Source organism: Micromonospora sp. CNZ299 (assembly GCF_002754415.1).
This window is the reverse complement of sequence record NZ_PEFG01000001.1, coordinates 3,760,551-3,774,041: the sequence shown is the minus strand read 5'-3', so window position 1 is coordinate 3,774,041 and position 13,491 is coordinate 3,760,551. Positions and strand designations below refer to the sequence as shown.

Below are 13,491 nucleotides of genomic sequence, written 5' to 3'. Positions count from 1 at the left end.
ACCGGTAGCGGGCATGCCCGCCAGCCCCAGACCCTACCGTCCGTGATGGAGGCCGGCTCAGGACGGTGAGGGTGTCAGCTCCCCCAGCGGATCACCGCTGACCGTCGGGAACGGATCCTCTCCGGTCAGTGACGGGTCGGTGGTCGGCTGCGGCCTGGTCCGCTCGTCGTCGATCGCGTTGCGCACCTTCACCGACACCAACGAGCCGGTGCACCCTGTCGCAGCGGCCGACGGATCGGCAGACGGATCGGTCGAGGGCACGACGGCCGGCTCGCCGTCGACCGGCGGCGGCACACAGGTCGGCTCGCGGACCCACAGGTCGAGCGTCAACTCGTCGCGCCGCCAACAGGTGTAGCTGCCCTTGGTCTCCTGCTCCGGGCAGCGGCTCACCTTCCACGGCTGCCAACCGTCCTGACGCAACGCGTTCTCGTAGGCCTTCGCCGTCTCGTCCGGCGCCTTCTCCGAGGTGACGGTGCGCTCACGCAGCCGGCAGTCGAGCAGACACCACCGGCTGCCGCTGACGTCGTCGACGGTCTTCGCGGCAGCCCAGCCGGGCACGTCGAGCTTGTCCAGGTTGTCGAAGACCGGGTCACGACTCAACGTCCGGATGCCGAAGAAGAGCGGCACCGCACCGAGCAGCACGATGCTGACCAGCGCCAGCACCGCCGCACGCAGCCGGCGTCGTTCACGCGACTCGCGGTGCGCCTCGGCCCGGGCACCCGCTGCGGCGCCGTCGTCCGGCGAGTCCTGATCCGCCGGGCGCAGGGCCGGCCCGCCGGACGGATCCGGTGCCGGGCGGTCCACCGGGCCGGACGGGGACGGCACCACGGCTGCGGCGCGGGCCACACCGACGGGATCGCCGGGGCGGCCGGGTGGCGGCACCGGCGCGACACCGCTCGGCTCGGCTCGGCCGGGCTCCCGATTCGGAGGCAGGGCACGGCCGGCGGCACGGTCAGGTGGCACCGGTCGACCGACCTGCGCACCACCACGGGCCTGCCCGGGAGAACCCGGTCCGCCGCCCGGCGCGCCGCTCGCCCGTTCGTCGGCAGGGGGCGGTTGCATCCCACCGGGTGGGCGGACAGCGGCGCGGGCCGGACCGTCCGGACGCGGACGTGGCGGCCCGTCTCCACCCGGAGGCACGGCGGCACGAGCCGGGCCCTCCGAACGGACGGCGTCGCGGGGGCCGGCGCCCGGTGCCTCACCCGCAACGGGCCGGGCCCGACCGGGCGGAGTGGAACGGGCGGCACCCCGAACCGGTGCGGCGGGGCCGGCACCGGGCGCGGGTCGTCCAGCGGCATAAGGGTCGTCGCCCCGGTCGCTCGTCGGCCCCTGTCGACCCGGGCCACCTTCGACGGGCGGACGTCGCCGACCGGCCGGATCCGGAGCGGGCATCCCGTCCGGACCAGGACCAGCAGCCCCACGACCACGCCGCACTGTGGGATCCGGAGCAGACGCTGCGGCGCCCCGGCCCCGGCCGGGACGGTCGCCGGTCGCCGGCGGATAGGGGGTCGACTGTTCTCCGGTGGAACCCGACGCGTCGGGGCGTACGGCACGACGACCGGTGGGTCCCTCCGAGCCCGGGTCGGTCGGCGGCCCGGCGGGCCGGCGGCCAGCGGAGCGCTCCGCGGCCGGATCGGGTACGCCGAGCCGACCGGCCGCCGGGTCGACGATGTCACCGGCGCTGGCGGGCGGTACGGGACGCCGGCCCTCGGCCGGCGGGGGCCCGCCTCGGCGGTTGACCACCGGCAGGCCCGGGTCGGTGTGCGGCAGGCGACCGGCCTGGCGCAGCCAGTCGGCGGGCCGCTCCGGGCGGTCCGGTCGAGGTTCGCCGCCGGCCGGCGTACGCCGCTCCGGCTCGTCGGAGCTGGCCCGGCGGCGACCCGTGCCGTCGGTGGGGGCGATGGTAGGCGTCGCGCCGCTGTGACCGCCGGACGCTGCGGGCACCGGCGGCGCGTTGCCCGAGCGGGGCACCATCGGCTCGTCGGGTTCAGCGGCGCGGCGGTGGCCGCCGGCTGCCGGGCGGGAGCGCTCGGCGGCACGGGAGCCGGTGGGCTCCGGCGCGCCGGGGTCGACCGGGCCTGGCCGGCGCCGGGCGGTACGCGGGTCACGGTCGATGGCGGGGTCGGGTCGCAGGCCATCCGCGACCGGCGGGACGGCACCGGCCGGCGTGCCGTCGTACCGCGCTGCGGCGGGGGACGGCCCGGTGCCCCGCGCTGGATCGGGTGCTGGACCGGCGGACCGGCGACCGGCGGGCGTGCCGTCGGCAGACGGCACCGCACGGCCGGGCTCGACAGGCTCGGGGCCCGGTCGGCGGCCCGGCGCTCCGGCGTCCGGTCGGCGCAACGGTGGCATGGCGTCCGGGTTACCCCCGGGCGTGGCAGCGTCCGGACGGCGACCGGTCGGACCGGCGGCATCCGGACGGCGACCAGTCGGGGCGCCGGAGGTCGGAGGGCCCACGGGTGGGCCGGGCGGAACCGCCGCAGGGCGGGAGCGGACCGGGCCGCCGGGCGCGTCGGGGCGAGGCCCCGGTGGGCCGGCCTGGTCGCCGCCAACTGGTCGGGCGGTGGGTGGCGCTGGTGGTACGGCGGCACGCGCAGCGGGTGCCGGCTGCACTCCTCGGCGCGCCGGCTGGCCCGGGGCGGGTGCACCGGGGCTGGCCGCGGGTGGCCGCTCATCCGGGCGGCGGCCGGCGGGTGGCGCCTCCCCCGGCCAGGGGCCGTCAACCGGTCGACGCGGGCCGGCACCCGGGTCGGTCTGGCGCGGCGCGGGTGGAGCCGGGGCCTCCGGCGGCACCGGAGCACCGCCGCGTCCACCGGCCGGCGCTGCCGGCGTACCCGTACGCGGCCCCGCCGGTGCGGCCGGCGCACCCGCAGCGGGACGGCCCGGCTCCGCCGGGGCGCCGTCCGGGCCCAGCTCGGTGCGTTGCTGCTTGGCAGAGCGCAGGTCGTCGATCCAGCCGAACTCCTCGCCGGCGACCGGCTCCTCGGGCTCGGGCTCGGCGGCCCGCCCCCGACCCCAGCGACGCGACTTGGCGCGGGGATCGCGCCGCTCGTCCGGGCCCTCGTCCGGGCGGTCCCCACCACGCGATCTCACTGTTGACCCTCTCCTGCGGCGTCAGTGCCGCTGTCCTGCATCGTGCCGGGTGCGCCCGTGCCGGTCGCCGGGCGACCGGTCTCGCCAGGTAGCGCCGACGCGGCCTGTGCCGTTACAGGTGGCTCGGCTGTCGGAGCGTCCGGACGGACGGTCGGGGCCGGCAGACCCCGCACGATCCGGCGCAGCAGCGGCAGCCGGGTGGCCACCGACCGTTCGGCGCCGTGCGGGCTGGGCTGGTAGTAGTCGGTGCCCACCAGATCGTCCGGGACGTACTGCTGGGTCACCACACCGCGCTGGTCGTCGTGCGGGTAGCGGTAGCCGGTGCCGTGGCCCAACCCTCGGGCGCCGGCGTAGTGCGCGTCGCGCAGCCCTCGCGGCACCGAACCGCCGCGACCGGCCCGCACGTCGGCGATCGCGGCACCGATGGCGGTGGTGGCGGAGTTCGACTTGGGCGCCGTCGCCAGATGGATCACCGCCTGGGCCAGGTTGAGCTGCGCTTCGGGCAGCCCGACGTACTCGACGGCGTGCGCGGCGGCGGTGGCCACGCTCAGGGCACCGGGGTCGGCCATGCCCACGTCCTCGCTGGCGAAGATGACCAGGCGTCGGGCGATGAACCGGGCGTCCTCGCCGGCGACCAGCATGCGGGCCAGCCAGTGCACTGCGGCGTCCACGTCCGAACCGCGCATGCTCTTGATGAAGGCGCTGACCACGTCGTAGTGGGCGTCGCCGTCGCGGTCGTAGCGCACCGCCGCCACGTCGACGGCCTGCTCGGCGGTGGCGAGGTCGATCCGCCCGGCGCCGAGCGCCGTGGCGGAGGCCGCCGCCGCTTCCAGCGCGGTGAGTGCCTTGCGGACGTCACCGGCGGCCAGCCGGACCAGGTGGTCCTCGGCCTCCGGGGTCAGGGTCAGGGCGCCGTCCAGGCCGCGCTTGTCGGTGACCGCGCGGTGCAGCAGGCCCCGCACCGCCGCGTCGTCCAACGGTTGCAGGGTCAGCAGCACGCACCGCGACAGCAGCGGCGAGATGACCGAGAAGTACGGGTTTTCGGTGGTCGCCGCCAGCAACGTGACAGTGCGGTCCTCGACGGCGGCGAGCAGCGAATCCTGCTGGGTCTTGCTGAACCGGTGCACCTCGTCGATGAAGAGCACGGTCTGCGGGCCGCCCGAGCGGCGCTGGCGACGGGCCGCCTCGATCACCGCCCGCACGTCCTTGACGCCGGCGGAGAGCGCCGACATGGCGACGAATCGGCGGTCGGTCGCCCCGGCCACCAGGTGCGCGATGGTGGTCTTGCCGCTGCCCGGCGGGCCCCAGAGGATCACCGACAGCGGGGCGCCGCCGGAGACCAGCTGCCGTAGTGGGGCGCCGGGGGCGAGCAGGTGGTCCTGACCGATCAGCTCGTCGAGGGTCACCGGGCGCATCCGGACGGGCAGGGGCGAGTCGTCGGCCACCGCGGTGAAGCCGTCGACACCGGCGGGGCCGTCGGGCGCGCTGCGCGACCCGGCGGGTTCACCGAGGGAGAAGAGGGCGTCGGACTCCATCACGAAGACAGTACCGGGCCGGGCCCACGACGCCGGAATCGCGCCGTGGGCCCGCCACCGGTGATCGGTTCCGGTCAGCCGCGACCGGGGCGACGGCCCCGGTACCAGCGGCCGCCGCCACCGCCGCCGCCGCTGCGCGGGCCGCTGCCCACGCCGGCCAGGTAGAGCGAGAGCAGGAGCAGCCCGATGAGCACGAGGGTGTTCCAGTTGAACAGGTCAGGTGCGCCGAAGTCGGTGTTGAGCAGATCGAGCAGCAGGGCAAAGCCAAAGACGATGGCCGCGAGAATGGCGAGCATGTCGGTCCTCCGGTGGGGGTTCCCAGTAGGTCGGCGCGTGATGTACCCAATCGGTCCACTCGTCAATCTCCACGGTGGATCTGGTTGCGTCGCCGCTGCCCGGCGCGGGCGTCGCACCGTCGGCTCCTAGGCTGGTGCGCATGATCATCGACGACCCGGTGCTCCAGGATCGCCGTGCCATCCTGGCCGCCGTGGGCCACCACCCGTTCGCCCGGCACGCGCTCGGACCGGGCACACCGGCTCGCGGTTACCGGCGCGACGGCGCCGTGGTGTGGAAGGTGTCGCCCGAGCACGGGCCGGCCGGCTGCGCGATCGGCCCGGCCGGGGCGGCGATCGAGGCCTGTGCCGCGCTGGCGGCCGACGGGCTGCTGCAACCGGGGCAGCGGCTGCACCTGCCCCGCCACGATCGCGGTCTGCTGGCCGACCGGCTGACGGTGACCGAGCACCGCGACTGGGACTTCCACTGGACCGACACGGCACCGCCGGCACAGGCCGACGAGCACCGGGTGGTGCGACTCGCCGAGGCGGACCGTCCCGCGCTGGAGGCGCTGATCGACGAGGCGTTCCCGAGCAGCACCTCCCGCCCCGGCGATCCACGGGTGGTGGCCTGGTACGGCATCCGGTCCGGCGACCGGCTGGTGGCCTGCGGCGCGGATCGCAGTCAGAGCGACGTGGGCTTCCTCGCCGGCCTGACCGTGGCCCCGGACCAACGGGGTCGGGGCCTGGGTGCCGCCCTGACCGCCGGCATGACCCGGGCGCTGCTGGCCCGCCACGACACCGTCGCGCTGGGCGTCTACACGGACAACGTCGGGGCCGCACGTCTCTACCGTCGACTGGGCTTCACCAACACCCTCCCGCTCAGCTCGGCCCGCCTCGGGTGAGACGTGAGGTGCCCCTTGCCGTGACAGGGGCACCTCGTCCTCACCGGTCGGCCGGTACGGGAACCGCCGTCGGCTCGGCGGCGGGGGCGCGGCGCCCGGCCAGCCAGGCCGGTAGGTAGAGCGGGGCGGCGACGGCGAGCACCACCGCGCCGACCACCATCGCGGTGCCGACGCTGGTGGCGGCGGCCAGCGCGGTGAGAACCACCCCACCGAGGGCGGCGGCCGGCTGCGCCATCATCGAGTTCAGCGAGAGCACGCTGGTCCGGTACGGGCCGTCGACCTGCCGGTGCAGCAGCCCACTGTGCAGCGGGTTGGACGCGCCGTGCACGGCGTAGCAGGCCAGGTACGCCACCAGCACGCCGACCGGCCCGGCGAACAAGCCCATCCCGACCACCGTCACACCCTGGAGGATGCGCAGCAGGGCCGCACCCGGCGCGGCGCCGAACCAACGCAGCAGCAGTGGGGTCAGTGCCGCACCGGCCGCCGAGGCGAGCCAGGCGGCCGAGTTCGCCGGCCCGAGCAACGCCGCCGCGCGTTCCGGATCACCGATCACCTCGGCGAGCCGGACCGGCAGCAGCGACTCGAAGGTGACCATGCCGAAGCCCCAGAACAGCTCGACGGCCACCAACGCCAGCAGCACCCGGGAGCGACGCAAGAGCCCGACGGCCTGGCCGATCATCCGGGGCGCCTGGACCACCGAGGCCCGCAGCGCCGCGAACCCGGTGGCCGGCCGCTCTTCGACAAGCAGCACGACCAACGCGACGAGCGCCGCCGCCTGCGCCACGATGGCGGCCAGCACGGGCACCGTGAGCGCGCTGACCGGCCCGATCGGGCCGAGCGCGATGAGACCGCCGCTGAGCAGCGCGCCACCACCGATCGCACCGCCGATGACGGTGCCGGCGTACCCGAGGCCGCGCTCGTACTCGGCCTCCGGGTCCGCGGCCAGGGTGGCGTCGACGTACCAGGACTCCAGCGGGCCGCTGTCCAACGCCCGGTAGACCCCCTGCAGGGCCCAGACCACGAAGAACAGCACGAACGAGTCGGCCACCGCGAACAGCGCCAACGAGGCGAGGTTGATCGCTCCGGCGGCGAGCAGCACCGGCCGGCGGCCGAGGGCGTCGGCGAGCCCGCCGGTGGGCAACTCCAGCGCCAGCACCAGCAGGCCCTGCGCGGTGCCGACCAGGCCGATCTGCGGCAGCGACAGGCCACGCTCCTGCATCAGCAGGATCATGACCGGGATCATCAGACCAGTGGGCAGCCAGCGCAGGCCGTAGAGCGTGAGGTAACGACGCCGGACCTGGCGTACGGTCAGCGCGCTCATTGGAGGCCCTCGCGCAACGGGTAGGCGGCCAGGAAGACCTGCACCGGCCGGGCCTCCGGGTCGGTCGAGTCCGCGGTGTCGGCCTCACGGTGGTAGCGCTCCAGCACCTGCCACACCTCCGCCTCCAGCTCCTTCAGCCGGGCCGGCGGAATGGTCATGAAGATGTCGCTCATGCCGAAGGCGTCCCGCCAGGCGGGCGACCACTCGTGCTGGGTGGCGAACCAGCGGTCGGCGGTGTCGGCGAGGAGGCGCACCTGGTCGCCCTGGATCCACTCGATCGCGGCGCGGGCGTCGGGATCGTCGTCGAAGTCGGTCGGATCCCAGTTGGTGACGTCGTGCGCGGCCTGCCACCAGCGCTGCCGCCCGCTGCCCCGGTCGGGATCCTCGATGACCAGCCCGACCTCGGCGAGTTGGCGCAGGTGATAGCTGGTCGCGCCGGTGTTGGTGCCGAGCAGCTCCGCCAGGGTGGTGGCGGTGGCGGGGCCCTTCACACGCAGGGCCCCGACCAGCCGCATCCGCAGCGGGTGCGCCAGCACCCGGACCTGCCGCTTGTCGATCCGTACCTCACGCGGCGCCGGCCGCGGGGTCGCTTCGTCGTTCGCCATGACCGCACACTATCTCTGCACGCTTCTTATGCACAAGAGTTATGCACAGGAAGTGTGCAGGGTCAGGGTGCCAGGAGTTCGCGTACCCCACGCAGTCGCGTGCGCAGCAGGCCGACGGCGCGAGCGGAGTCGAGGCGTACGTCGAGGGGGCGGGACAGGCCGACGGCGGCCCCGGTGGTGGTCTTGAGCCCGGCCGGGTCGAGGCCGTACCGCTCGGCGACCAGCAGGCCCAGCTCGGCCCGGCTCACGGCGTCCGGGCCGGCCACGTTGAGCAGACCGGCGTACGAGGAGGCGACCAGTTCCAGTACGGCGTCAGCAAGGTCGGTGACGTCGATCGGGCAGCGCAGCTCGTCGCTGAACAGGACGGCCCGGCCGGCGAGCGCCTCCCGGCAGAGCTGGATCTGCTTGCTGCCCTCCCCGAGGATCAGCGAGGTACGCACCAGGGCCGCGCCGGGGTCGATCGCCCGCACGGCGGTCTCGGCGGCGGCCTTCGCGGCGCCGTACGCGTGCACCGGCGTGGGCGGGTCGTCGTCGGCGTACGGCGTGGGTCGGCCGGCGTGCAGCGCGTCACTGGACACGTGCACCAGTCGGGCATCCACCTCGGCGGCGGCGACCGCAACGTTCGCGGCACCGTCGGCGGTGACCGCCCAGTCGTCGTACCGATAGGGGGTCCCGACCACGGCGTCCGGCCGCACATCGGCGACCAGCGCGCGCACGGCGGCCCGGTCGGTCACGTCCAGCCGGCGCTCCGCAACGCCCGGCACGGCGATCTCACCGGAGTGGAACGTCCCCACCACCGACCAGCCGGCGCCGACGCCCCGCCGACAAACCGACCGCCCGAGTAACCCACTACCCCCGACAACAAGCACCCGCATCCCAGCCCACTCCCCCACCGACGATCAAGAGGTTTGCGTCATCTCGCGGGGCGATGATGACGCAAACCTCTTGATCAACCAAGCAGGAGCGGGTCAGACCGGGTCTGCTACCGGGGCTGCGGGGCCGGCCGTTCCCGTGTGGGCCGTTGCGGGCGGCTTGGGCTTGGCGTCGATGCCGGCCTCGGCTCGCTGCTGGGCGGTGATCGGGGTGGGAGCGCTGGTCAGCGGGTCGAAGCCGCCCCGGGTCTTCGGGAAGGCGATGACCTCGCGGATCGAGTCGGCGCCGGCGAGCAGCATGCACACCCGGTCCCAGCCGAAGGCGATGCCGCCGTGCGGAGGGGCGCCGTACTTGAACGCCTCCAGCAGGAAGCCGAACTTGTCCTGCGCCTCCTCGGGGGTGATGCCGAGCAGGTCGAAGACCCGCTTCTGCACGTCACCACGGTGGATACGGATCGACCCGCCGCCGATCTCGTTGCCGTTGCAGACGATGTCGTACGCGTAGGCGAGGGCCCGGTCCGGAGCCTCCTCGAACCGGTCGACCCACTCCGAGTTCGGCGAGGTGAACGGGTGGTGCACGGCCGTCCAGCCGCCCTCGTCCGTGCGCTCGAACATCGGCGCGTCGACCACCCAGCAGAACGCCCAGGCGCTCTCGTCGATCAGCCCGGTCCGCTTGGCGATCTCGACGCGGGCCGCGCCCAGCAGCTCCTGCGCCTCCCGGGTGGTGGCGCTGGCGGCGAAGAAGATCGCGTCGCCCGGCTTGGCGCCGACCGTGTCGGCGAGCCCGCCCAGGTGCTCGGCGGAGAGGTTCTTCGCCACCGGGCCACGCGCCTCGCCGGTCTCGGCGTCCAGCACCACGTACGCCAGGCCGCGCGCGCCGCGCGCCTTGGCCCAGTCCTGCCAGCCGTCCAGCTCCTTGCGGCTCTGCGCCGCACCACCCGGCATCACGACCGCGCCGACGTAGCCGCCCGCGTCGATCGCCCCGGCGAAGACCCGGAACTCGGTGCCACGCAGGTAGTCGGTCAGCTCGGTCAGCTCGACCCCGTAGCGCAGGTCCGGCTTGTCGGAGCCGTACCGGGCCATCGCGTCGTGCCAGGTGATCCGCGGGATCGGCTGGCTGATCTCGTGCCCGGCCAGGTCCTTCCAGAGCGCCGACACGATCGCCTCGCCGAGGTCGATCACGTCGTCCTCGGTGACGAACGACATCTCGATGTCGAGCTGGGTGAACTCGGGCTGCCGGTCGGCGCGGAAGTCCTCGTCGCGGTAGCAGCGGGCGATCTGGTAGTACCGCTCCATGCCGCCGACCATCAGCAGCTGCTTGAACAGCTGCGGCGACTGCGGCAGCGCGTACCAGCTGCCGGGCTGAAGTCGCACCGGGACCAGGAAGTCACGGGCGCCCTCGGGCGTCGAGCGGGTCAGCGTCGGCGTCTCGATCTCCAGGAAGTCCCGCTCGTGCAGCACGCCCCGGGCCAGGTGGCTGGCACGCGAGCGCAGCCGCAGCGCGTTCGCCGGGCCGCTGCGGCGCAGGTCCAGGTAGCGGTACCTGAGCCGGATGTCGTCGCCGGCCTCGATCTGGTCGTCCACCGGCAGCGGCAACGGCGCCGCCTCGGAGAGCACCTCCAGGTCGGCGACGGTCACCTCGACCTCACCGGTGGGCAGCTCCGGGTTCTCGTTGCCGGCCGGTCGGCGGGTCACCTCACCGACGACCTTCACGCAGAACTCGTTGCGCAACGCGTGCGCATCTTCCTCACGGAACACCACCTGGACAACACCGGAACCGTCGCGCAGGTCGACGAAGATGACCCCGCCGTGGTCGCGCCGGCGGGCCACCCAGCCGGCGAGCGTCACCGTCGAGCCGGCGTCCGCGGCGCGCAGGCTTCCGGCATTGTGGGTACGGATCACGGCTGGCAACTCCTCATCGTGGAACAGTCCTCACCGGCATTCTGTCAGGGGTGGCCGCCCTGCCTCCGGGGCACCCGGCAGGCCGACGCGATTCGCAGGTGGGGCAGCCCGCCGAACCCGACTCAGCCAGCCGCCATGCCGGTTAACGTGGCGAAATGCGCGCCGTACCGAACTGGGCCGTCGCCACGGCGGCTGCCGCACCCCTGCTGCTGGTGGCCGGCTGGACGGTCGCGGAGGCGCGGCAGCCCGCCGGTTACGACCCGATCCGGGACACCATCAGTGAGTTGGCCGGGCAGGAGGCCGTCGACGCCTGGATCATGATCACCGCGCTGGTGCTGCTCGGGTGCTGCTACCTGGCCGTCGCCGCCGTGCTGCACGCGGCCGGATTGCCCAGCCGTTTCCTGCTCGCCGTCGGCGGGGTGGCGACCATCGCGCTGGTCGCGTTCCCCCGGCCCACTGTCGGCGGTTCGCTCAGCCACGGCATCGCGGCGACAGTGGCGGTGCTCGCCCTGGCGCTCTGGCCGGCCGGCTCGGCGCTGTGGCTTCCGCACGGGCACGACACCGAGCACCCGAGCAGGCCGGACCCGCCCTGGGCGTTCCGTCGGGCGGTGGGGCTGAGCGCCACGGTGGTGCTGCTCGCGCTCTTCGGGTGGTGCGCGTACGAGGTGACCAGCGGGTCCCGCACCGGGTTGGCCGAGCGGGTGACGGCGGTGGCGGTCTCACTCTGGCCACTGCTGGCCATCCTCTCCGCCCGGCGGGCGCACCTGGCCTGGGCCGTCGGCGGTGCGACAGCCATCGGCCCGACGTTGCCGACCGGCGGCGTCGTACCCCCGGATCCGCTCGGGCCCACAATCGGGCCCACTCCTCGAGGGCCCGATCGGCTGCCGTAGGTCACGGTGTATCGGCCCGAACGCCAGGCGTCGGGCCCGGGAGTGGGGCCGTTCGCACCGCTACGCTCACCCGATGTCCGCCGTTCCCCGCTGGGCCCTGCTGTCGGCCGCTGGCGCACCGTTGTTTCTGATCGGCGGGTGGACGCTGGCGCAGGCCGCCCAACCCGACGAGTTCGACCCCGTCCGGCAGACCATCAGCGCGCTCGCCGCCGCCGACGCCGACCAACGCTGGATCATGACGGTGGGGCTGGCTGGCCTGGGCATCTGTCACCTGGCAACCGCACTCGGCCTGGTCGTCGCGGCACCGGCGGGTCGTGGGCTGCTCGCCCTGGGCGGCCTTGCCACACTGGTGCTGGTGGCGTTCCCGCAACACCCGGGAGGCGGCTCGACGACGCACGTCGTCGCCGCTGGGGTGGCGTTCGTGGCGTTGGCTGTCTGGCCCGCCCTGGCGGTGCCCCACCGAGCGGCACCGACGGTGCCCCGTCGAGCGGCACCGCCCCTCGGCCGAACCCGGCGCGATCCACCGGACGGGTCGGCTCCGCGCGTCCGCCGGACAGCGCTCGCGGTGACGGCGGTGCTCCTCGGACTGCTCGGCTGGTTCGCCGTCGAGTTCTTCACCGACGGCGCGTGGATCGGGTTGACGGAGCGGCTGGTGGCGGCCGCCGAGGCGGTCGTACCGCTGGCCGCCGTGCTCGCCGCGCTGGCCTCCGGACGGCGGCCGGGCTGACCGCTCGGCGCCGCGCTTTTTCTGAGGTACGCGGTGCGCACCGTGGAGGCGGGTAGCCAGGACAGCGAACGGGCCGCCGGAGGAATCCGGCGGCCCGCTGGCGGTGACTGGATCAGAAGACGCTGACGCCGTAACGGCTGAGCGCCTCGGTGACCGGCTGGAAGAAGGTCGTACCGCCGGTGCGGCAGTTGCCACTGCCACCGGAGGTCAGGCCCAGGGCGGTGCCACCGGCGAACAGCGAGCCGCCGCTGTCGCCCGGCTCGGCGCAGACGTTGGTGCGGATCAGGCCGGAGACCGAGCCCTCGGCGTAGTTCACCGTGGCGTTGGTCGCGTTCACCGAGCCGCTGCGCAGGCCGGTGGTGCTGCCGGAACGCTGCACCGACTGGCCGACCGACGCGTTGCCGGAGCCGGTGATGTCGCGGAAGCTGCCGTTGTAGAGCGACACGTTGCCGGCCGCGTTGGCCGAGTTGCTGTGCCGCACGATGCCGTAGTCGTTACCCGGGAAGCTGGTGCCGGTACGGGTGCCGAGCAGCGAGCTCTGGGAGGAGTTCGAGTACCAGCTGGACGCGATGTTGGTGCAGTGCCCGGCCGTCACGAACGAGTAGGTGCTGCCACTGCGCACGTTGAAGCCGAGCGAGCAACGCCCGCCCCCGCCAGCGTAGATGGCCTGGCCGCCGGAGATCCGGGTGCTGAGCACGCCGGCCTCGGCCTCGACCCGGACCGCGCCGTTGGCCCGCGCGGCGGCGGCCTTGACCCGCTCCAGCTTCGCACCGGTGACGGTGCTGTCCACGGAGACGACGACCTGGTTGGTGACCGGGTCACTCCACCAGGCGGTGCCTGGGATCTTGGCGGACCGCTCCAGGTCCGCGGTGGCCCGGTTGAGCTCGCCGGCACCACGGGTGACGTAGCGGACGACGGCGCCGGCCTTGCTCGCCTTGCTGGCGGCGGCGGCGTCGGTCACCGTGACGACGGACTTGCCGCTGGCGTCGATGTACGAGCCGGCGGAGCGGTCACCGAGGGCCGCGGAGAGCGCCGCGGCGGCATCGGGCGAGGCGGCGGGAGCGGCCTGGGCGGGTGCGCCGATGAGCGCGCCGACGACCAGGGATCCGGACACGGCGACGGTGGCCGCGACGCGGAATGAGGACCTCGTGGGTCGCATGTAACAAACCTCCTGGGCGGGGGGACGGGTCACGCCGGGGGGAACGGCTGACCCGAGGGCAACCCGGCCGATCTGCGAAAACCGGTCGAGTGAACTGAAGTATTCACATACTTAAGATCATTGACAAGGCCTGGTTTCGCCCGGATTTGGCGATCTTGACAGGCCGCAATGCCGCAACACCCCTGACACGCTGGTGAACAACCACCGTCA

11 protein-coding genes are annotated in these 13,491 nt (G+C 74.2%); 3 read left to right on the top strand and 8 right to left on the bottom strand.

Going from position 1 to position 13,491, the window contains the following annotated elements:
- Positions 1-57: 57 nt before the first annotated feature.
- The 3 genes from CLT68_RS17635 to CLT68_RS17625 all read right to left on the bottom strand — a co-directional run bounded on the left by CLT68_RS17635 (position 58) and on the right by CLT68_RS17625 (position 4,924).
- Complete coding sequence (locus CLT68_RS17635) at positions 58-765, bottom strand: hypothetical protein (RefSeq protein WP_099857286.1); 708 nt, start codon at positions 763-765, stop codon at positions 58-60.
- 2,324 nt (positions 766-3,089) lie between these two features.
- The gene (locus CLT68_RS17630) at positions 3,090-4,628 is read right to left on the bottom strand and encodes a replication-associated recombination protein A (RefSeq protein WP_099852238.1); all 1,539 of its coding nucleotides are present in this window, start codon (positions 4,626-4,628) and stop codon (positions 3,090-3,092) included.
- 74 nt (positions 4,629-4,702) lie between these two features.
- Entirely contained in the window at positions 4,703-4,924 is a 222-nt protein-coding gene (locus tag CLT68_RS17625) for a hypothetical protein (protein WP_088947432.1), read from the bottom strand.
- 140 nt (positions 4,925-5,064) lie between these two features.
- Here CLT68_RS17625 and CLT68_RS17620 point away from each other — a divergent pair, with 140 nt between their 5' ends.
- A complete protein-coding gene (locus CLT68_RS17620; protein WP_099852236.1) occupies positions 5,065-5,805 on the top strand; it encodes a GNAT family N-acetyltransferase in 741 nt (246 codons plus the stop codon).
- 40 nt (positions 5,806-5,845) lie between these two features.
- On the opposite strand, the gene CLT68_RS17615 is transcribed toward CLT68_RS17620, so the two are convergent.
- From CLT68_RS17615 to aspS, 4 genes are all read right to left on the bottom strand, one after another.
- Positions 5,846-7,126, bottom strand: coding sequence for an MFS transporter (locus CLT68_RS17615; protein WP_099852235.1), 1,281 nt, complete (start codon positions 7,124-7,126; stop codon positions 5,846-5,848).
- Complete coding sequence (locus tag CLT68_RS17610) at positions 7,123-7,731, bottom strand: winged helix-turn-helix domain-containing protein (RefSeq protein ID WP_099852233.1); 609 nt, start codon at positions 7,729-7,731, stop codon at positions 7,123-7,125. Before CLT68_RS17610 ends, CLT68_RS17615 begins: the two co-directional genes overlap by 4 nt.
- A 62-nt stretch (positions 7,732-7,793) precedes the next feature.
- Complete coding sequence (locus CLT68_RS17605; protein ID WP_099852232.1) at positions 7,794-8,606, bottom strand: sugar nucleotide-binding protein; 813 nt, start codon at positions 8,604-8,606, stop codon at positions 7,794-7,796.
- Between the two features lie 93 nt (positions 8,607-8,699).
- On the bottom strand, positions 8,700-10,505 hold the full coding sequence (gene aspS, locus CLT68_RS17600) for an aspartate--tRNA ligase (protein WP_088947427.1): 1,806 nt from the start codon (positions 10,503-10,505) through the stop codon (positions 8,700-8,702).
- A 155-nt stretch (positions 10,506-10,660) separates the two neighbouring features.
- On the opposite strand from aspS, the gene CLT68_RS17595 reads away from it, so the two are divergent.
- Positions 10,661-11,395, top strand: a complete 735-nt coding sequence (locus CLT68_RS17595; protein WP_099852230.1) for a DUF998 domain-containing protein — start codon at positions 10,661-10,663, stop codon at positions 11,393-11,395.
- 73 nt (positions 11,396-11,468) lie between these two features.
- Complete coding sequence (locus CLT68_RS17590; RefSeq protein WP_099852228.1) at positions 11,469-12,122, top strand: DUF998 domain-containing protein; 654 nt, start codon at positions 11,469-11,471, stop codon at positions 12,120-12,122.
- A gap of 112 nt (positions 12,123-12,234) precedes the next feature.
- On the opposite strand, the gene CLT68_RS17585 is transcribed toward CLT68_RS17590, so the two are convergent.
- Entirely contained in the window at positions 12,235-13,281 is a 1,047-nt protein-coding gene (locus CLT68_RS17585) for a S1 family peptidase (protein WP_099852227.1), read from the bottom strand.
- Positions 13,282-13,491: the final 210 nt, after the last annotated feature.